This is a genomic window from Cryobacterium glaciale (genome assembly GCF_004402535.1).
Taxonomy (GTDB): Bacteria; Actinomycetota; Actinomycetes; order Actinomycetales; family Microbacteriaceae; genus Cryobacterium; species Cryobacterium glaciale.
In genome coordinates, this window is sequence record NZ_SOEY01000029.1 from 62,660 (window position 1) to 82,217 (window position 19,558).

The window sequence follows — 19,558 nt, forward strand, 5'->3', positions numbered from 1 at the left end:
CTAGGAGAAAACTGTGCCCCACGAAACCACCCGCGTCGCCATCATCGGCGCCGGTCCCGCCGGTCTTCTCCTCAGCTGGGCCCTGCGCGACGCCGGCATCGACTCGATCGTCGTCGAAAACCGCTCGCAGGAGTACGTTCTGGGCCGCATCCGCGCCGGCGTTTTGGAACAGGGCTCGGTCGAAACCCTGACCCGTCTCGGGCTGGGGGACCGCCTCGCATCCGAGGGGCTGCAGCACGACGGAATCTTTCTGCAGTACGCCGGCGAGCGCCACAACGTGAACTTCAACGAGCTGATCGGCCGCACCGTCACCGTGTACGGCCAGCAGCAGGTCGTGAAAGACCTCGTGATCGCGCACGAACAGGCCGGGTCGATCATCTACTACGAAGCCTCCGACGTGGCCGTCGACGGCCTCACAACCAAGCACCCGAGCGTCACCTTCGTGCACGATGGCGAGCAGCACACCATCGACGCCGACTTCGTCGTGGGCGCCGACGGGTTTCACGGCATCTGCCGCGCCTCAATTCCGAGCGCCGAGATCACCCTGTTCGACCGCAGCTACCCCTACGCCTGGCTCGGCATCCTGGCCGACGTCGCACCTTCCTCCGACGAGCTCGTCTACGCCCTGCACGAAGACGGCTTCGCGATGCTCTCGATGCGTTCACCGGTCGTCTCCCGCCTGTACCTGCAAGTCGACCCGGCCGACGATATCAAGAACTGGTCAGACGAGCGCATCTGGGAGGCGCTGCAGACCCGGCTCGGCACCCCCGGCTGGACCTTGAAGGAAGGCCAGATCACCGACAAATCAATCACACCGATGCGCAGCTTCGTCGCCTCCCGCCTCGCCTACGGCAACCTGTTTCTGGTCGGCGACGCCGGCCATATCGTGCCGCCGACCGGCGCGAAGGGACTGAACTCGGCCATCTCCGACGTCACCCAGCTCGCCGCCGCCCTCACCGCCTTCTACGCCAACGATGAGACCCTGCTCGGCCGGTATAGCGAGACCGCGCTGGCCCGGCAGTGGCGGGTGCAGCAGTTCTCCCGCTGGATGACCGAGATGCTGCACACCAGCCCCGGCGATCTGCAGACCGGCGCCTTCGACTACCGCAGCCAGCTCGGTCAGCTCGACTACGTCACCCATTCCCCACTCGCCCAGCGCATGCTCGCTGAGCAGTACACCGGCCTCCTGCTCTAACCGATCTGAGGACACCATGACCACACCAGCACCCCGCCCCGGCACCGTCCCGGCCAGCCAGAACGAGATCACCGCTGAGATCGAAGCGATCGAAGCGGATGCCGCAGCCCGCGTCGCCGCCGGCGGCTCGCCCGAGCTGCAGCCGCGCCGCGACTATGCCCCGTACCGCAGCTCCCTGCTGCGCCACCCCACCCACGAACTCGTGCGCGTCGACCCGGAAGAGGTCGAACGGGTCTCACCCGCCTTCGGCCACACCGACGTCAACGTGCTCGAAAGCGACCTCACCATTCAGCACGCCGGCGAACCGATCGGCGAACGCATGACCGTGAGCGGCCGCGTGCTCGACGGCGAGGGCCGCCCGGTGCGGCACCAGCTGATCGAACTGTGGCAGGCCAACGCCGGCGGCCGCTACGTGCACAAACGCGACCAGCACCCGGCTCCGCTCGATCCGAACTTCACCGGGGTCGGCCGCGCCATTACCGGAGACAACGGCGAGTACTCGTTCACCACGATCAAGCCCGGACCCTACCCGTGGAAGAACCACATGAATGCGTGGCGGCCGGCGCACATCCACTTTTCGCTGTTCGGCACCGCCTTCACGCAGCGCCTGATCACCCAGATGTATTTTCCGGGCGACCCGCTGTTCGCGCTCGACCCGATCTACCAGTCGATAGCGGATGCCGACGCTCGCGCCCGTCTGATCGGGCAGTACGACCACAGCTTGAGCGTGCCCGAGTTCTCGCTCGGGTATCGATGGGACATCGTGCTCACCGGACCCAAATCAACCTGGATGGAAAGCGAAGACGCCGATGAGTGAGCCCACACCAGCCCTGCAGACCCCGTCGCAGACCGTCGGCCCGTTCTACGGCTATGCCCTGCCGTATGTCGGCGGACCGGAATTGGTTCCCGGGTACCATCCCCGCGCCATCCGCTTTCACGGCACCGTCACCGACGGCGTCGGCGAGCCGATTCTCGACGCCCTGCTCGAGATCTGGCAGGCCGACGAGAGCGGCGTGCTCAGCCGCGAACTCGGCAGCCTCGACCGGGACGGTTTCACCTTCACCGGCTTCGGCCGCTGCGCCACCACGATCGCCGGCCGGTACACCTTCACGACGCTTAAACCGGGGGTGGCCGGCAAGGCTGCGCCGTACATCCTGGTGACCGTGTTCGCCCGCGGCGTGACCCACCACCTGTTCACCCGGGCCTACTTCCCCGAGGATTCCGCGCTGCACGCTACCGACGCGGTGCTCAGCGCCGTGCCCGCCGAACGCCGCGACACGCTCATCTGCGTGTCAGAGGGAGTCGTCGGGGGAGCTGAATCGTATCGTTTCGACATCCGCGTGCAGGGTGAGAACGAGACCGTCTTTCTGGATTTCGATGCCTAACTACAGTTTCGATGCGGGGCTGCTCAACCCGCTGAGCCACGGCACCCGTGAGTCCGAGCTCACGAGCGACCAGGCCTGGTTGCAGGCCATGGTCGACGCCGAGCTCGCGCTCACCCGCGCGCTCGTCGACGCCGGCCTCGTTCCCGAGTGGATGCTCGCGGTCTGCGACGCGCTCGCCGACGCGAGCCAGTTCGACCTCGGCGCGATCGCGCTCGAGGCGCGCGGCGGCGGCAACCCGGTGATTCCGTTTGTGAAGCACCTCGGTCGCGCGGCCGAGAAGGTCAAGGCGGGGGCGTCCGACCATATTCACGTCGGCGCGACCAGCCAGGACATTCTCGACACGGCCGCGATGATCGTGGCGCGTCGGGTGGCCTGCGAGCTCATCCACCAGCTCGATTCCCTCGGCGGAACGCTCGCCGACCTCGCCGACCGGCACCGCGGTACGGTGATGAGCGGCCGCACCCTCGGCCAGCAGGCCTCGCCGACGAGCTTCGGCTTTGTCGCGGCCGGCTGGCTCGACGCCGTGCTGCTGATCGTCACCCGCCTGGAGGGCATTCGCGACACCCTCCCGGTGCAGCTCGGCGGAGCGGTCGGCAACCTCGCCGTGCTCACCGAGATAGCCCGGGCGTGGCGCAGCGATGCGCTCGCCGACGACGTTCTCGACATCGTTCTACAGCGGTTCGCCCACCATGTGGGCTTGGTCGTGCCGCGCCTCAGCTGGCACACCAACCGGGTCGTCATCTCGGAACTCGCCTCCGTACTCGCCGCCGCGACGGGGGTCGCCGGCACCTTCGCCCTCGATGTGTCGGTGCTGTCCCGCACCGAAATCGCCGAAGTCAGCGAACGCCTCGCCCCCGGCCAGGGCGGCTCCAGCGCCATGCCGCACAAGCGCAACCCCGTGTCGGCCGTGCTGATCACGGCGGCGGCGTTGCAGACGCCGGGTCTCGCATCCACTCTCTACGGCAGCATGCTGGCCGAAGACCAGCGTCCGAGCGGGGCCTGGCACGCCGAATGGCAGTCGCTGCGGGTGCTCGAACGGCTCACGATCTCGGCCGTGACCGGTGCCGCGTCGCTCGCCGCCCGCCTCGATATCGATTCGGATCGCATGCGGGCCAACCTCGACCTCACCGACGGACTCGTGTTCAGCGAGCGGGTCACCACGATTCTGGCCGGCGCTGTCGGCAAGACCACTGCCTTCGCGCTGGTTGAACGCGCCTCGCAGGAAGCCTTCGTCACCAACCGGCCGCTGCAGGTGGTGCTCGCGAGCATCCTCATCGCCGAGGGCTGCACCGACGCGCTGCGCGCGCAGATCTGGGCGGCCTTCAGCTACGAGGGCGAGCCCGGGCAGTCCGCGGCCGGCATCGATCGCGTCGTGCGCAGCTTTCGGCAGCGAGCGGCCGTGTCGGAACGAGGCGCTATCGTCGAAGCAGGCACCCCATCCACCAACGACGTGAGGATCGTATGAGCCAGCCCGTCATTCTCTGCACCGTCGAACCGGCGCGCAACGGCGATGCCACCGCACCGCTCATCGTTTTGGGACCCTCGCTCGGCACCACCACCGACCTCTGGGGGAGCGTCGTGCCCGCGCTCGCCTCCACCTATCGGGTGCTCCGCTTCGATCTGCCCGGGCACGGTTTCAGCCCGAAGACGTCGGCAGCGTTCACGATTGAGGAGGTCGCCGACGCCGTGGTCGGCCTGGTCGACTCGATCTCCGTCGACACTTTTCATTACGCGGGCATCTCCCTCGGCGGCGCCATCGGCCTCGCCCTTGCCGTGAACCACCCCGGGCGCCTCGCCAGCCTCGCCGTGCTCTGCTCCGGCGCGAAAATCGGCACGGTTAACGCGTGGACCGACCGGGCCGCCGGGGTGCGCGCGAGCGGTACCCCATCGCTCGTGGCCGGCAGCGCCGCGCGCTGGTTCGCCCCCGACTTTCTCAGCCGCGATCCCAAGGCCGGCGCCCACGCGCTCAACCAGCTGCTCGACATCGACGACGAATCGTATGCGCTCGCCTGCGAGGCGCTCGCCGTCTTCGACCAAACGGATGCCCTCGGCGGCATTCGCACGCCGGTTCTGTGCGTCTCGGGTCAGTTCGACTCGGTGACGCCGAGCAGCCAGCTGCAGGCGCTGGCCGCGGGCATCCCGGGGGCCCGTGCCGTAGAGCTAGCCGGGGTCGCGCACCTGCCGTCCCTCGAGCAGCCGCTCGAGGTCGGCGCGCTGCTAGGGGAATGGGTGGCTGGTGCTGCGACGCGGGGTGCCACCGGAGGGCAACCGGCCGACGCGGCCGAGCCGCTTCCGGGAGGCCGCACCGCGGCCTCCGCTTATGCCGACGGCATGGTGGTGCGCCGGGCCGTTCTCGGCGACATCCACGTCGACGCGGCCAACGCCGCGATCACGCCCGACACCGCCGTGTTCCAGGACTTCATCACCCGCTATGCCTGGGGTGAGATCTGGACCCGGCCGGGCCTTGATCGTCGCACGCGCAGCTTTCTGACCATCGCCGCGCTCGTCACCGGCGGGCACGAGGGCGAACTCGCGATGCACGTGCGCGCCGCCCTGACCAACGGGCTGACCCGCGCCGAGATCAGCGAGGCCATTCTGCACACCGCCATCTACGCGGGCGTGCCCGCTGCCAACGCCGCGTTCGCCGTGGCCCGCGAGACCTTCGCCGCGCTCGACGCAGCCTCTTCAGACCACACCATTCGGCCGAGCTAAAGGACTAAGCACCATGGACAAGACCTACCCCTCCGCTGCGGCGGCCGTCGCCGATATTCCCGATGGTGCTTCGCTCGCCGTGGGCGGGTTTGGCCTGGTCGGTGTGCCGATCGTGCTGATTCGTGCGTTGCTCGCGCTCGGCAGTACCGACCTGCACGTCGCGTCGAATAACTGTGGTGTTGATGGGTGGGGGCTGGGCGAGTTGCTGCGGGAGGGCCGGATTAGCCGGGTCATCGCCTCGTATATCGGTGAGAACAAGGACTTCGCCCGCCGCTACCTTGGCGGTGAGCTCGAGGTCGAGCTGACGCCGCAGGGCACCCTGGCCGAGCGGCTGCGCGCCGGTGGCACCGGAATTCCGGCGTTCTTCACGGCAAGTGGCGTGGGCACGATGGTCGCCGACGGCGGCCTGCCGTGGCGCTACGGCCCCGACGGCGAGGTGACGGTGTCGAGCCCGCCGAAGGAGACCCGGCTGTTCTCGTCGCTCGGCGGTGAGAAGGAGTACGTGCTCGAAGAGGCCATCGTCACCGACTACGCCCTGGTGCGCGCGAAGAAGGGTGACCGGCACGGCAACCTGGTGTTTGAGAAGTCAGCCCGCAACTTCAACCCGGTGGCCGGGATGGCCGGCCGCATCACGATTGCCGAGGTCGACGAGCTGGTCGAGCCGGGTCAGATCGACCCGGACGAGGTGCACCTCGCCGGTATTTATGTGAATCGCATCGTGCAGCTCGGCGCGGCGGACGCTGCCGATTTGCCGATCGAGAAGACGACGACGCGGCCGCGGCCGGTCGCATCCGCTAGTGAAGTTGGAGTGAACTGATGGCCCTGACCCGTAACGAGATGGCGGCCCGTGCCGCCCAGGAACTCGCCCCCGACTCCTACGTCAACCTGGGAATCGGCCTGCCGACGCTCATCCCGAACTTTCTGCCCGAGGGCGTGCACGTCGTGCTGCACTCGGAGAACGGTGTGCTCGGCGTCGGCCCGTACCCGTGGGAGGGCGAAGCCGACCCCAAGCTCATCAACGCCGGCAAGGAGACCGTCACCGTCAACCCGGGAGCGGCGTACTTCGACTCGGCGCAGAGCTTCGGCATGATCCGCGGGGGCCTGATCGACGTGGCCGTTCTCGGCGCCATGCAGGTCTCCGTGGTCGGTGACATCGCCAACTGGGCCGTGCCGGGCAAGATGATCAAGGGCATGGGCGGTGCGATGGACCTCGTGCACGGCGCCGACACCGTGATCGTGGTGATGGAACACGTCACCAAGACGGGGGAGTTCAAGATCAAGAAGGTCTGCGACCTGCCGCTCACCGGCAAGGCCGTTGTGACGCGGATCATCACCGACCTCGCCGTGATCGACGTCACCCCCGAGGGCCTGGTGCTGCGTGAGGTTGCGCCCGGTGTCACCGTCGATGCGGTGCAGGCGGCGACCGAGGCGACCCTGCTCGTGCCCTCGCCACCGACCATCATCACGACCTTGATTGGAGCCGCCGAATGAGTGAGCTGCGCCAGGTCGTCATCTGTGAACCGCTGCGCACCCCGATCGGTCGGTTCGGCGGCGCGTTCAAAACCGTCGCGCCGGCCGACCTCGCCGCGGCGGTCATCGTCGCGCTGATGGAACGCACCGGCCTGGACGGCGCCGTGGTCGATGATGTCATCTTCGGTCAGGCCTATCCCACGGCTGAGGCAGCGCCGGTCGCCCGCGTCGCCGCTCTCAATGCGGGGCTGCCCGTCACGGTCGGCGGTGTGCAGGTCGACCGTCGCTGCGGTAGTGGGCTGCAGGCCATCCTCGATGCTGCGATGCAGGTGCAGACCGGGGTCAGCGAGCTGCTGATCGCCGGCGGTGTTGACGTCATGAGTCAGGCCCCGTTGTACACGGTCGATTCCCGCTGGGGCCTGACCGGAACCGCCGGAGTGCTGCTGCGTGACGCCCTCGGCCGCGGCCGTGAAACCGCCGGTGGACGCCGCTATCCGGTTCCGGGCGGCATGCTCGAAACCGCCGAGAACCTACGCCGCGACTACACTCTCGACCGGGTCGAACAAGACGAACTCGCCGTGGAGTCCCAGCGCCGCGCCCTCGCCGCCGTCGCCGACGGCCGTTTTCTCGAGGAGATCGTGCCGGTCACCGTGCCCGGCCGCAAGGGCCCCGTCGTCGTCTCCGTCGACGAGACTCCGCGCGAAACTACCCTGGAGGCCCTCGCTGGCCTGAAACCGATCATGGGCAAAGCGGATGCCGCCGCGACCGTCACCGCCGGCAACGCCAGCGGCCAGAACGATGCCGCCGCCGCGTGCATCGTGACCACCCCGGAACGCGCCGCCGAGCTCGGCCTGACCCCGATCGTGCGGCTGGTCTCTTGGGCGCGCGCCGGCGTTGAGCCCTCACGGATGGGCCTCGGACCGGTGCCCGCCACCAAGCTCGCGCTCGAGCGCGCCGGCCTCACCCTCGCCGACATCGACCTGATCGAACTCAACGAGGCCTTTGCCGCGCAGGTACTCGCCGTCACCCGCGAGTGGAACTTCACCCCGGAAGACTGGGCCCGCACCAACGTCAACGGCTCCGGCATCAGCCTCGGCCACCCGGTCGGCGCGACCGGCGCCCGTATCCTCGCCACCGCCAGCCGCCACCTGCAGCGCACCGAAGGCCGCTACCTCCTCGAAACCATGTGCATCGGAGGCGGGCAGGGACTGGCCGCCATCTTCGAGCGCGCCTAGCAGCATCCGCTTCGCCGAGGTGTGAGTTTGAGCCCGAAATTTGCTCGAAACGGCGCCAGACTCACACCTCGGCGAACGGATGGCTACGAGCGTGCGCCGCGGTTAGCCAGCGCAGCGCGCACTCGGCGCAGGAGCTCCTGCCCGCCGTATGTGAGGTCGTCGTCGGTAATGCGCACCATGCGCCAGTTCTGGTCTTCGACCCGCTCGCGTCGGGTGATGTCTTTACGGAATTGCTTTTGGTCAGTGCGGTGACCGTCGCCCTCATACTCGACGCAGACCCGAAAGCGCGGCCAGGCCAGGTCGACGCGGGCCACAAAATAGCCGTCGGAGTCCCGAATAACAAAATTGACGACGGGTTCTGGAATGCCGTCATCCACGATAAACAGGCGTGTCCTGGTTTCCTGCGGCGAATCGACCGCGGCGCGCGCGAGACTCGCGGCTTCCCGCAGGGCGCGGCATCCGCGTCGTCCGGTGAGTTCCGCCGTGACCGCGCACAACTCGTCGGGCGTGTGCATCGGATCTCGACCCCCGCAGAGATAATCCGCAGCCGCGACGAGTTCGACTCGTGTGAGCATCGGGGCGACATCGATCCAGGTGTGCAGCGGCGACGTCACACGAAGGCCCCCGACCCGGCGGATGTCGAGCACGTCGCGCTTATGCCCGACGATTCCCAGCATCTGCGGAGCCCGGGCGCCCGCCGGCACGCTGACGTGCAGGTGCCGGTCTGCTTCGAGCCGATGAGGCAACCACAGACCCTGAACGATGCCCGCGGTCGCGTGGCTGAAAGCGTGAGCCGCGGGCATCCGCTCTGAATAGGCCTTCGCCAGCTCGATAACGGATGCCGGCCGCGTTCCGTCAGCGCGCAGGCGGCGATAGGACAGGGTGGCACGATCATGAGATGTCGACATGCAGGGATCATGCAGCGAATCGGGATCGCGCATATTTGATATACACAGGCAGCCCCTCATTCGTCACCGAGGTGTGAGTTTTCACCCATTTTCGGCCAAATTCGGGCTAAGACTCACACCTCGGCGAACGAGGCTCCAGATTGCGCGGTGTCGGCTGACGGCGAGGCGGCTGCTATCGGTCTCCTATGCGTGTCGGTGATGAATTGACCGGAGGGTTAACCTTTTAAAGGATTGTGGGGCATCGTCTGACCCAGATGCATCCCGTTCGTGCTCGCCGATCCCCTGGTTGCGGCGCGGGAGGAAGTGCCGCACGATTGCTGTGTGTGACCGTTTGCTGCCGCTTCGCATCCACACCGGCTGGGAAACCCTGTGCGAGGCCCAGGTCAGCAGCGGCTACAGCGTCGATGGATCCTTCGGCGAATACATGATCGGCGAGGTCAACACAGTGCTCGACGAAATGCGCCACGGCAAGATCGACGGCCGCGTCGTCATCCAGTACTAAACCCTCCACAAGCGGATGCCGGCGGGTCGCCTCGCGAGGCTCCCCGCCGCATCCGCTGGATGGAGCCATGGATGTCTGGCGAGCCGTGAGCGTCATTCACCGAGCCGTGAGTCTCGGACCGAAAGTCGCCGGCCAGAATGCGTCGAAACTCACGGCTCGGCGACTGCCGTGAGCGCAATCTCACGGTGCGGCGAGCGAATGCGGGGGGTCGCCTCTGAAAACGACCCGCGGCATCCGTCTGACGCGACGGGCTATTGGAACGCCGAGATGCCGGTGATGGCGCGGCCGACCACGAGGGTGTTGATCTCGTAGCTGCCCTCGTAGGTGTAAAGCGCTTCGGCGTCGGCGAAGATGCGAGCCATGCCGAAGTCGGTGGAGATTCCATTGCCGCCGAGCACCGAACGGCCGAGCGCCACGGAATCGCGCATGCGCGCGCTCGCCGAGGCCTTGGCCATCGCGGCGTGCTCGGGTCGCAGCGTGCCGGCCTGCTGCAACTGGGCGATGCGCACCATCGTGCCGAGCGAGGTCGTCGCGTTCTCCAGGATGCGCACGAGCTTCTCCTGCACCAGCTGGAACGACGCGATCGGCTTGCTGAACTGCTGGCGTTCGAGGGCGTAACGCAGCGCGCAGTCGTAGGCGGCGAACTGCAGCCCGACGGTCTGCCAGCCCACCCAGACCCGGGAGTTGGTGAGCAGTCGGTTGGTGTCGCGAAAGCTCGTGGCTCCGGGGAGGCGGTCGCGTTCGGCGACCACGACGTTGTCGAGGGTGATCGTGGCGTTCTGCACGATTCGCAGGGCGATCTTATTCTCGATCTTGTCGGCCGTGAATCCGCGTAGGGCCGCGCTGACGATGAAACCCTTGATCTGGTCGTCGGCGGTATCGCGCGCCCAGACCAACACGTTGGCAGCGAAGGTTCCGCTGCCGATCCAACGTTTGACGCCGTTAAGGGTCCACGAGTCGCCGGAGCGGGTCGCGGTCGTCTCCATGTTGCGGGAGACGTCGGAGCCGTGCTCCGGTTCGGTGAGGGCGAACGCGCCGATCTTGCGCAGGGAGACGGCGTCGGCCAGGTAGCGTTCGCGCTGATCGTCGGTGCCCAGCTGGGCGATGGCCGCAGCGAACAGGCCGCTGTGCACGCCGACGAAGGTGGAGATGGAGGCATCCACTCGGGAGAGCTCGAGGGTCATGAACCCGTGCAGCAGAAAGTTGTCGCCGCGCGCGCAGAGATCGACAAGGTTGAGGGCGGTGAGCGCGGGGATGATCTCGAACGGGAACGTCGCGTTGTTCCAGTGCTCGGCCACGACGGGGCGCACGTCGCGCTCGAACACCGCACGGGCCCGGGCCACGAGCTGCTGTTCCTCGGGGGTGAGCAGGTCCTGATAGGAGAAGAAATCGGCGGTGGGGCCGGTGTAGAACTCGGGGCTGGGCGCATCCGCTTGGGGGTTGGCCTGCCCCGGGGGCGGTGCATCATTCATGCCGCTGGTGACGTCATTTTCGGTGCTGACACTGACAATGCTCATGGCTGGTCCTCTCTGACCTGATACCCCTAAATTGTGCGCCAATCAGTGAAATTGCGCAATCTCTCGCCGTGAGACCGTGCATAATGCGAAGGCCGTGAGGCGGGAAGCTCGCCAGATTGCCCTCTCTGCGCGACGGACCGGCCTCTAGATTGTCTGCCCACGGGGTGGGCGCAGTGTGGACCCGTTCACTGAGGTGTGAGTTTCAGCTGGATTTGAACGATTCAACGCGTGCAAACTCAGACCTCGGCGAGGGCTCAGCGGGTGGCGGAGGTGTTCATGGTCAGCACGTCGGTGCCCTCCAGGTCGTGCAGGCCGAGCGTCACGGTCACGGCGCCGAGCGTGCCGAGCGACTCAACGTGGGTACCGCCGCAGGGGATGCCCACGCTCGTGCCCGGCAGTTCGCAGACCCAGTAGCGGCGATCGGTCAGGCGGTCGCCGCCCTGGTCGACGCGCACCGCGGCATCCGTTGCTGTCCACTCGGCGAGGGTCGCGTTGACGGTCGCTTCGATCGCGGCGAGGGCCTCGGCGAATCCGTCGACCGAGAAACCCTTCTTGCGCAGCGACTTGCCGAGCCGGTAGGTGTCGACGGAAGCGTTCGGCCCGATCAGCGATTCGTCGATGGCGAGGCCGTCGAAGTCGGGGTGGCCGAGGGTGTCGGGGCGTACCTCCTTCTTCCAGCGGTCGGCGAGGGCTGCGTTGAGAGCGAGGGAGGCGAGGTGGCAGCTGGTATGTCCGGCGCTCGTGGCATCGCGCAAACCCTCGTCCACCTCGACGGTGACGGTGTCGCCGGCCGACAGCCCGGCCGCGTCGACCACGTGCACCACGACGAAGGCCCAGCCGGGCGTTCCCTTGGCCACCGGAATGTCGTCGCCGATGTACAGCGCCGACCCGTCGGTGGCTCCCACGATGCAGTCCTCGACCGGCCAGAAGGCGGCGCCGTGGTGCAGCAACGCCAGGTCGGGCCCCTGGTCGGGCCAGCCCGCATCGACCGGATGCACGCAGGTCGCGTCGAGCAGCACGGCCGAGCGTCCGTCGCCCAGCGGCTCGGTGTGCACCACGGTCGCCTGCGTGTCGACGGCGCCGCTCGGGTAGAGCACGCGGGTGTCTTCGGTGGGCAGGGTCATGGCTGGTCCTTTCGATGCTGCCGGGCGGTGCGTGAAGCGGATGCTGACGGCCCGGCGGTTGCGCCGCGCACCGTCCCAGCGTATCCACCGGCCACAGGTGCGAGAAAAAAAGGGGTGCCGCCACGATCGTGGCGGCACCCCGTGCGCTGGTTGGAACCTAGCTCTTGCGGGCCCGAGAAGCGGTCTCTTCAGACTTCGCCTTCTTGTCGGCCCTCTTTTCCTTGAGGGACTTGTCGGCAACCTTCTTGGTTGCATCCTTTTTCGGTGATTTGTCAGCCATTGTGTACTCCTTCGCGCCGAGCCGTGGGGCCCCGTCCCCTTGAGAATACGCGGGTTTGCCGCAAACGTCATCTTGCGCGGCTGACCGGGGCGCCTCAACCGGTCAACCCGGCCAACTCGGCTCGAGGAGCCCTGTGCACGACTGCCGGTGTGTCGTATGCTGTCGCTGCATTGAACCCCTCCACGTTGTCGTCACCCCGTCGAAAGGTCACCGTCATGAGTCATAGCGCCACCTACCGGGCAGTACTCTTTGGACCGAACCCGATCGCCGCCGGAACCGAGGTGGAGCTGGAATACATCGACGGCGAATACCAGGATGTGATCGTGCTCGCGGCGGTCGAAGACACCGAAACGATCAGTCGCACCTACCAGCGCGGCCGCGAGACCGAGGAGCCCATCCCATACCGGTTCGTCGAAGAAGACGTGGCCGAGGTCGAGGGCGAGGCTGACGTTCCCAACTGACGCGCGGGCGGCATCCGTTTTATCAGCGGATGCCGCCGCGCCGCAGGTGAAATGCCCGCAGCGTCAAATTCGCTTGGTGGCGTCGCGGCCCAACCGAACCGGCAGCGCCATGAGCGGCCCGACGAAGCGGCGCTGCAGGCGGCGGGCCGGGCCCCAGACGATCTGCACGACGTACTGCGACAGCAGCGCGCCGGCCGCGAGGGCCATGGCGATGCCCGCCGCGGTGAGCAGGGAGAGCAGGCCGTTGATGTCGCCCTCCGAGAGTTTGAGCAGCCCGCGAAACAGGGTGAGCCCGGGAACGAGCGGCACCAGGGCTGTGACCATGATCACGAGCGGCGGGGTGCGCACCATGCGCGCCGCGACCGCCGCGAGCAGCCCAACGCCGAGGGCGCTCGCCGCCGACGCCCAGACCAGGCCGAAACCGCCGGCCATGGCGGCGACGAACAGAAACTCGGCGAGGGCGCCGAGCACGCAGACCACCCAGATCGCCCGCCACGGAACCTGCACGGCCAGGGCGAAACCGACCACGATCACCACGGCGGCCACGAGCAGCACCGGCAGAACGGCCAGCGTCACGATCGGGCTCGCATCGATCTCGAGCAGCAAGCCGAACCGGGCCAGGAACAGTGCGGAGCCGGACACTCCGGTGACCAGGCCGGCCGTGATCAGCAGCGCCTCTACCAGTCGGGCGGTGCCGGTGAGGTAGAACCCCGACAGGGTGTCATGCACCGCGCCAAAGGTGGTGACACCGGCCAGGAGCATGATGATGGTCGCGACGACCACGAGCGAGGGGCTCGCTGTGGGGTCGATCACCCCGACGATCGCGGCGACGATCGGGCCGATCGCGCCGCCGACGACGGTCTGGTAGAACAGCGGAACCTGACGGTGGTCGAGCACCGAGGTGATCCAGTCGATGATCCAGGTCGCGATGAACGCGGCGATGATCACCGTCGGTCCGGCACCGATCAACACGGCGGCGCCCGTTCCGACCAGGCTCCAGCCGACGCGCCGCCACTGCTTGGGCACCTGCGGCTTGGAGCTGACGATGGTCGCGAGGATCTTGCGGGCCTCGGCCACGTCGATCGGCTTCTCGATGATGTCCGCGATCAGCTCCGAGGTGGCGGTGAGCTTGGAGTAGTCCAGGGTGCGGTACTTCACGTTGCGGCTGCGGGTGATCGACTCGTGCGTCGACGGGTCTTCCTGCGTGAGCGTGATGATCGTGTGGGTGATGTTCGCGTCGGTGCCCTTGAGCCCGTAGGCGCGGGTGAGCGCGATCATCGCGGCGGTCGCGTCTTCGGCGCCGGCGCCGGCGGTGAAGATGACCTCGGCGAGGCGCATGGTGAGGTCGAGCACGGCGCGGGTGTAGCCGGAGTGGTCGAGGGTGATGGCGGTGGTCTTGCTGAAACTCATGAGGTGGGCACATCCAGGGGGCCCAAAACGGATGCTGCGGCGGTCGCGTGAGCGGAATCCGCGTCGGAGGGGTGGAAGAAACCCGCGAGCACATCGCGGTAGAGCCGCGCGAGTTCGGACGTCGCGCTGTACGCGGAACCGCCGGCGACCTGCACGGCGGTGTCGACGACGAACTTGGCGTTCTGCGTGGCCCGGTATTTGAGCCCGGACAGCTGGGCGAACCAGGCCGGTCCGAGCAGGAATGAACGCTCGTCGACCGCGCGGGCGAGGGCGTCGATCTGCGGGTAGATGCCGTCCATCGCGATAACGAGGTCGCCGACCCGCCAACGCGCCACCGGATCCTGCGCGTGCGTTCGCCCGTCGTTCTTGAGCGAGGTGCGCCGCTGCGCGCCCTCCACGGCGAGTTCGAGCGCGCGCGCTCCGATGCCGGTGTACACGGCGCTGAGCAGAATCTCAAAGTTGGCGAAGACGCCGGCCACGAGCGGGTCGCCGTTCGGGCCGACCGGCAGGCGCCGCACCACCCGGTCGGGGCGGGCCAGCGCGCGCTCGAGCACGGTGCTCTGGCTCTGGCTGGCGCGCATGCCGAGGGTGTTCCAGTCGTCTGTGGAGCGGATGCCGGCATCCGCTTTCTCGAGGAACGCCCAGACGATCGCCGGGTCGTCCGGGTTCGACGAATCAAGGCCCAGGGTGCCGAGCCGGGTCCAGGCGGGGGAGAGCGAGGTGAAAACCTTGGTGCCGGTGAACCGGTAGCCGCCATCGGGCTGGGGGTGGGCATCCGTTTGCGAGCCGAACAGCACCAGGTCGTTGCCGGGTTCGCTCACACCGAAGGCGAAGATTTCGCCGCGGCCGGCCTCCTCGAGCAGAAAATCGAGCGAGTGGTCGCCCTGCGCGTGCAGGCTTGCGGCGACGGCGGTCCAGATCAGGTGCATGTTCACGGCGAGCGCGGTGGCCGGGGCGTGCGCGGCGAGTCGGGTCTGGTCGCCAACGGTCTGCGCCAGCGTGCGGCCGAGTCCGCCGAACCGGGTCGGCACGAGGGCCCGCAGGTAGCCGGCCGTGACGAGCTCGGCCAAATCTTCGGTGAAGAACGCGTTGGCCCGGTCATATTCGGCCGCTCTGGAGCGGATGCCGGCCAGCAGCTGCGCAGAAAGCAGCGGCTCGTTTCGGTCGGTGGCGGGTACGAAATCGGGCGCTGCCGGACTTGTTTCGGGCAGGGCTAGAGCAGGGAGGAACTCGGTCACACAGACAAGCCTATGCAGCCTTACGACGCCGCGCGAACAGCCGCACGATCAGAAGCACAATTGCCCCGAAAATCGCCAGGACGACCAGCCACGGCAGGGCCACTCCGAGGCCGATCAGCAAGCCGCCGAAGGCGGCGACGAGGGCGGTCCAACCGGCGATGATGCCGGTCCAGAAGTTGTCGGGGCCACCGGCGGCGACGGTGCCCTCCGAGACCAGTTCGAGCTGCACGGTGGAGTAGTCGATCTGGTCGGCGAGAAAGTCGCGCTGGGACTTCAGGCTTTCCAGCTCGCCCTGCCGGCTCGACAGGGCACTTTCGATGCTGATCAGGTCGGTCGTGCTCGTGGCCGAGGCCATCAGGGCCAGCAACCGGTCGACCGAGGTGGTCAGCGCGGTGATGCGAGCGTCGAGGTCCTGGCTCTGCTGTGTGACGTCCTGGGCGTTGAGTGAGACGAAGTTGAGCCGGCCGAGTTTCTTGAGTTCGGCGAGGGTGCGGTCGAGTTCGTCGGACGGAATGCGCAGGGTGAGGGTCGCGCTCGCCGGCTGGATATCGGTCGCCGGGTTTTCGCTGCGGCTGTCGACCCGGCCGCCGGCCTGTTCGGTGATGGTGACTGCCGATTCGCTCGCCTCGACCGGGTCGGTGGCGGTGATCGACATGGATCCGGTGGTGATGACATCGCGGTTGGACGTGTTGACGTCGCCGGTGGTGCCGGTGACGAGGTCGCCATCGGCCGCCTTGTCGCCGGCCCCGCTGTTGAAGCTTCCCTCGGGGACGCCGTCGGACACGCTTCCGGACGGGTCCGTGCTCACCGAGCCGCCGCTGTTCGCCGTACAGCCAGCCAGCAGCACGGCCGTCAGCAGCACCGCGATCACACCCCAGGTTCGTCGCATGACTCACCGTACCGAGCCGGGTGGGGCCACTGTCTGGAGGCAGTCTGGGAGTCGGATCACAATTGGGACTCGGCGACTACCCCCCGAAGTAAGGTCAGGGAGTCGGCGGTTCAACCCGACTGCAAACGATCAGGAGGACAACATGGGATTCGTAGACGATGCCAAGGATGCACTCAACGCCACCGGCAAGAAGATCGGCCGGGCGGTAGATGACGCCAAGGACCGCGTCGAAGACCGGGTCGACGAGGCCAAGGCCGACGCCAAGGTGAAGAAGGCCGAGGGCGAGGTCAAGCATGCCGAAGCCGAGCGCAATGCCACCGAGGCCAAGAATGACTTCAAGGCCACCCTGCGCGACGATAATTAGGGTATGACCTGGTGGGCGAGGCGGATGCGCATCATGCGTCGGCCTCGCCCACCGCTGTTGCACGTGGCAACGGATGCCGGCACCGGCCCGGTCGTGATCCTCGTGCACGGCATCGCGTCGTCCTCGGTCACCTTCTACGAAGTGATCCCCCTGCTGACCCCGAACCACCGGGTGATCGCCGTCGACATCCTCGGGTTCGGGCAGTCGCCGGCGCCGGACGGATGTGAATACCGGCTGGAGGATCACGTCGGGGCCTTGGCCGCGACCATCCGCTCGTTAAAGCTGCGGGAGCCGTTCGTTCTGGTCGGGCATTCGCTCGGCAGCCTGATCAGCACGCGCTACGCCGCGATGGAACGGCACGGCCGGGTCTGGGCCGCCTGGCGCCGGCTGACCGGTCGCGGCACGGTGTCGCGCATGGTGCTCGTGGGTCCGCCGGTCTACGTCTCGCCGAGCGATATCGGTGACCCCCGGGTCAAGGCGCGGGTGAGCGCCTACCTGCGGGCCTACGATTTTCTGCGCGCGAACAAGGATTTCACGCTCGCGAATGCCGCCCTCATGTCGCGGCTGCTGCCCAAGGGCATTTTTGAGCTGACCGAGAAGACCTGGACGCCGTTCATCAAGTCGATGGAACACTGCATCGAATCGCAGACCGTGGTGAGCGACGTGGCGAGCCTCACAGTGCCGGTCGACGTGATCTACGGCGCGCTCGACGCGTTCATCGCGCAGGGCAGCCTGACCATCATCGAGCGGATGCGCCACGTCACGATGCACCGCGTCGAGGCCAACGATCACATCATTCGGAAGCGCCTGGCGCGGGTGCTCGTGAAGGTCATCGACAGCTAGGCGTTGGGGAAGGTGACCCCGGTGAGCTCCTCGGACAGCGACCAGAGGCGGCGGGCATCCGCTTCGTTGAGTGAGCGCGGGGGCAGCTTGGCTGGCGCGGGGGCGCCGGTGAGTTCGCCGAACCCGCCGGGGCCGTAGTAGCCGCCGCCGGCCGCCGAGGGGCTCGTCGCCGCGTACAGCGCGGGCAGGATGCCCTGGTCGATCTGCTGCCACATCCAGCCGATGCGGTGCGAGGCCTCGTTCACGGCGAGGAAGGCCCGCGCCGACGCTCCCTTGTGGGTGGGGCCGGTGATCTGCAGGTTCGTGACGGTCGCGCCCGGGTGCGCGGCGACGCTGCGCACCTCCCAGCCGCCGACGACGCTCCGCCGGTTGAGTTCGCGCGCGAACATGAGCGTGGCCAGTTTGGAGAGGGCGTAGGCGCGGTGCGGCCGGTAGCGCAGACTTTGCAGGTCGTCGAAATCGAGGCGCCCGGTGCGGGCGATGAGGCTCGAGAGGCTCACGACCCGGCTCGTCGTTGCGGCGCGCAGCAGCGGCAGCAGGTGCGCGGTGAGCGCGAAGTGGCCGAGGTGGTTGGTGCCGAACTGCAGCTCGAAGCCGTCTTCGGTCTCGTCGCGCACCGGCGGCATCATCAGACCGGCGTTGTTGAGCAGAATGTCGATCGGTCGCCCTTCTTTCGTGAGCTCCTCACCGAATCCGGCAATGCTCGAGAGCGAGGCCAGATCGAGATGACGGATACTGAGGGTCGCTTCCGGGGCCTGCTCCTTCAGGAGTTTGACGGCGGCGGCACCCTTCTGTTCGTTGCGCACGGCGAGGATGACCTCGGCGCCGGCCTGGGCGAGGCGGCCGGTGAGGCCGAAGCCGAGGCCGCTGTTGGCGCCGGTAACAACGGCGAGCGTGCCGTGCAGGTCGGGAACATCGATATCGGGGAGGAGTTTGCTCGTGGTCATGGGGCTCCCGTTTTGTCGTGGTTCTTCATCCAACCGGTTCGGCCGGGGGAAGTCACGTGCGGGCTCCGGCGCCGGGCGGATTCACGGCTGGCCCGACGCTGGCGAGAGCTGCGATTTCACTTTGCGCGGGACCTCCGCCAGTGCGCGGGAGGCGCAACTCCCGCGCACTGGCGCAGGTCTAGCCCCACGCGCAGCGCGGGAGTACTGGCCAGGCCCGAACCCCCGCGCACTGGCGCAACCCCCGCGCAGCGTGCTCACCCAGCACCGCCCCGATGCCCGAACTCCCGCTTACTGGCGCAAGTCCCGCGCAGCGTGTCACGGCCGCACGGCTGGCTGCCGTCGGCACTCCCGCGTACTGGCGCAACTCCTGCGTACTGGCGCAGCCCCCGCGCGCCGCGGCACAGTGCAGAACCCAACACGGGGTCAAAGCAGGGGCATCAGACCCATCGCCAGGGTCATGGCGCCCATGCTGGCCAGGGTTCCGCGCTCGACGCTGCTGCAGCGGGTAGCCAGCAGCAGTACGAGGGCATACCCGACGAAGAGCAGGCCGGCGCCGGCCACGACCACCGGCAACAGCGACAGCGCGTGATCATGAGCGGATGCCGTTGCCGTACCCGCCGCATCCGCTCGCCCGGCCATACTGTGGGCCGTGAGCTGCGCGGCGAGCACCACCAGCCCGAGCGTGTGGAACAGGTGCAGGGCGTTCCCCGGCACGATCCGGCCCACCGCCGCTCCGAGCACCGCCCCGTGCAGCGTCGAGGTGCTCGCCGCAGAAGCCAGCACCGTGCCGCCCAGCACCGTGCCGCCCCGCACAGCGCCGCGAGCGACAGCGCCGCCAGGCCTCGGCCGCAGCAACACCGCGCTCACCATCGCCCAGGCCAGCAGCAGAGCGGTCCAGGCCAGCGGGGCCACGCCGAGCCAGCCGAAGCTGGCATCGAGCATGGCCACCGCCATCAGCAGGGTCGAAACGATCGTCACCGCGCTGCGCGAGCGCCGGCTGCCGACGACGCAGCAGGCGTTCACGCCCACTCCGGCGAGCATCACTCCGTGCAGCAGCTCGATCGTCATGACCAGTCGC

The 19,558-nt window shown here is 67.8% G+C and carries 21 protein-coding genes; 12 read left to right on the forward strand and 9 right to left on the reverse strand.

The window, feature by feature from the left end:
- The first annotated feature begins 13 nt into the window (after positions 1–13).
- The 8 genes from E3O06_RS14250 to E3O06_RS14285 are packed head-to-tail and all read left to right on the forward strand — an operon-like array spanning position 14 to position 7,997.
- A complete protein-coding gene (locus E3O06_RS14250) occupies positions 14–1,195 on the forward strand; it encodes a 4-hydroxybenzoate 3-monooxygenase (RefSeq protein WP_134504044.1) in 1,182 nt (393 codons plus the stop codon).
- A 16-nt stretch (positions 1,196–1,211) separates the two neighbouring features.
- Positions 1,212–2,012 carry a protocatechuate 3,4-dioxygenase subunit beta gene (gene pcaH / locus E3O06_RS14255; RefSeq protein WP_134504045.1) on the forward strand — a complete coding sequence of 267 codons (801 nt, stop codon included), beginning with the start codon at positions 1,212–1,214 and terminating at the stop codon, positions 2,010–2,012.
- A complete protein-coding gene (gene pcaG / locus E3O06_RS14260; protein WP_134504046.1) occupies positions 2,005–2,580 on the forward strand; it encodes a protocatechuate 3,4-dioxygenase subunit alpha in 576 nt (191 codons plus the stop codon). Before pcaH ends, pcaG begins: the two co-directional genes overlap by 8 nt.
- The gene (locus E3O06_RS14265; RefSeq protein ID WP_134504047.1) at positions 2,573–4,045 is read left to right on the forward strand and encodes a lyase family protein; all 1,473 of its coding nucleotides are present in this window, start codon (positions 2,573–2,575) and stop codon (positions 4,043–4,045) included. The genes pcaG and E3O06_RS14265 overlap by 8 nt, the downstream gene beginning before the upstream one ends.
- Positions 4,042–5,292, forward strand: a complete 1,251-nt coding sequence (gene pcaDC, locus E3O06_RS18315) for a bifunctional 3-oxoadipate enol-lactonase/4-carboxymuconolactone decarboxylase PcaDC (protein WP_134504048.1) — start codon at positions 4,042–4,044, stop codon at positions 5,290–5,292. The genes E3O06_RS14265 and pcaDC overlap by 4 nt, the downstream gene beginning before the upstream one ends.
- Positions 5,293–5,305: 13 nt before the next feature.
- Positions 5,306–6,109, forward strand: coding sequence for a CoA transferase subunit A (locus E3O06_RS14275; RefSeq protein ID WP_134504049.1), 804 nt, complete (start codon positions 5,306–5,308; stop codon positions 6,107–6,109).
- Complete coding sequence (locus tag E3O06_RS14280) at positions 6,109–6,783, forward strand: 3-oxoacid CoA-transferase subunit B (protein ID WP_134504050.1); 675 nt, start codon at positions 6,109–6,111, stop codon at positions 6,781–6,783. Before E3O06_RS14275 ends, E3O06_RS14280 begins: the two co-directional genes overlap by 1 nt.
- Complete coding sequence (locus E3O06_RS14285; protein WP_174843237.1) at positions 6,780–7,997, forward strand: acetyl-CoA C-acetyltransferase; 1,218 nt, start codon at positions 6,780–6,782, stop codon at positions 7,995–7,997. Before E3O06_RS14280 ends, E3O06_RS14285 begins: the two co-directional genes overlap by 4 nt.
- Before the next feature lie 83 nt (positions 7,998–8,080).
- Here E3O06_RS14285 and E3O06_RS14290 read toward each other — a convergent pair whose 3' ends face one another.
- On the reverse strand, positions 8,081–8,905 hold the full coding sequence (locus tag E3O06_RS14290) for a hypothetical protein (RefSeq protein WP_134504051.1): 825 nt from the start codon (positions 8,903–8,905) through the stop codon (positions 8,081–8,083).
- Positions 8,906–9,224: 319 nt separating this feature from the next.
- On the opposite strand from E3O06_RS14290, the gene E3O06_RS14295 reads away from it, so the two are divergent.
- Positions 9,225–9,407 (forward strand): hypothetical protein, encoded by a 183-nt coding sequence (locus E3O06_RS14295; RefSeq protein WP_134504052.1) that lies wholly within the window; start codon positions 9,225–9,227, stop codon positions 9,405–9,407.
- Between the two features lie 251 nt (positions 9,408–9,658).
- On the opposite strand, the gene E3O06_RS14300 is transcribed toward E3O06_RS14295, so the two are convergent.
- The 3 genes from E3O06_RS14300 to E3O06_RS18200 all read right to left on the reverse strand — a co-directional run bounded on the left by E3O06_RS14300 (position 9,659) and on the right by E3O06_RS18200 (position 12,328).
- The gene (locus E3O06_RS14300) at positions 9,659–10,879 is read right to left on the reverse strand and encodes an acyl-CoA dehydrogenase family protein (RefSeq protein WP_134504094.1); all 1,221 of its coding nucleotides are present in this window, start codon (positions 10,877–10,879) and stop codon (positions 9,659–9,661) included.
- Positions 10,880–11,178: 299 nt separating this feature from the next.
- Positions 11,179–12,048: an alanyl-tRNA editing protein gene (locus E3O06_RS14305; RefSeq protein WP_134504053.1), complete on the reverse strand. Its 870-nt coding sequence runs from the start codon at positions 12,046–12,048 to the stop codon at positions 11,179–11,181.
- Positions 12,049–12,205: 157 nt separating this feature from the next.
- Entirely contained in the window at positions 12,206–12,328 is a 123-nt protein-coding gene (locus E3O06_RS18200; protein WP_255408738.1) for a hypothetical protein, read from the reverse strand.
- A gap of 215 nt (positions 12,329–12,543) precedes the next feature.
- Between E3O06_RS18200 and E3O06_RS14310 the strand changes: the two genes are divergently transcribed.
- Positions 12,544–12,789: a hypothetical protein gene (locus tag E3O06_RS14310; protein ID WP_134504054.1), complete on the forward strand. Its 246-nt coding sequence runs from the start codon at positions 12,544–12,546 to the stop codon at positions 12,787–12,789.
- A gap of 63 nt (positions 12,790–12,852) precedes the next feature.
- On the opposite strand, the gene E3O06_RS14315 is transcribed toward E3O06_RS14310, so the two are convergent.
- The 3 genes from E3O06_RS14315 to E3O06_RS14325 are packed head-to-tail and all read right to left on the reverse strand — an operon-like array spanning position 12,853 to position 16,326.
- Entirely contained in the window at positions 12,853–14,199 is a 1,347-nt protein-coding gene (locus tag E3O06_RS14315) for a threonine/serine exporter family protein (protein WP_134504055.1), read from the reverse strand.
- On the reverse strand, positions 14,196–15,410 hold the full coding sequence (locus tag E3O06_RS14320) for an acyl-CoA dehydrogenase family protein (protein ID WP_420898888.1): 1,215 nt from the start codon (positions 15,408–15,410) through the stop codon (positions 14,196–14,198). Before E3O06_RS14320 ends, E3O06_RS14315 begins: the two co-directional genes overlap by 4 nt.
- Before the next feature lie 37 nt (positions 15,411–15,447).
- Complete coding sequence (locus E3O06_RS14325; RefSeq protein ID WP_134504056.1) at positions 15,448–16,326, reverse strand: DUF4349 domain-containing protein; 879 nt, start codon at positions 16,324–16,326, stop codon at positions 15,448–15,450.
- A gap of 142 nt (positions 16,327–16,468) precedes the next feature.
- Here E3O06_RS14325 and E3O06_RS14330 point away from each other — a divergent pair, with 142 nt between their 5' ends.
- Positions 16,469–16,690, forward strand: a complete 222-nt coding sequence (locus E3O06_RS14330; RefSeq protein ID WP_134504057.1) for a hypothetical protein — start codon at positions 16,469–16,471, stop codon at positions 16,688–16,690.
- A 3-nt stretch (positions 16,691–16,693) separates the two neighbouring features.
- Positions 16,694–17,533, forward strand: coding sequence for an alpha/beta fold hydrolase (locus E3O06_RS14335; protein WP_134504058.1), 840 nt, complete (start codon positions 16,694–16,696; stop codon positions 17,531–17,533).
- On the opposite strand, the gene E3O06_RS14340 is transcribed toward E3O06_RS14335, so the two are convergent.
- Entirely contained in the window at positions 17,530–18,480 is a 951-nt protein-coding gene (locus tag E3O06_RS14340; RefSeq protein WP_134504059.1) for an SDR family oxidoreductase, read from the reverse strand. The genes E3O06_RS14335 and E3O06_RS14340 overlap by 4 nt on opposite strands.
- 423 nt (positions 18,481–18,903) lie before the next feature.
- The gene (locus E3O06_RS14345) at positions 18,904–19,548 is read right to left on the reverse strand and encodes a hypothetical protein (RefSeq protein WP_134504060.1); all 645 of its coding nucleotides are present in this window, start codon (positions 19,546–19,548) and stop codon (positions 18,904–18,906) included.
- Positions 19,549–19,558: the final 10 nt, after the last annotated feature.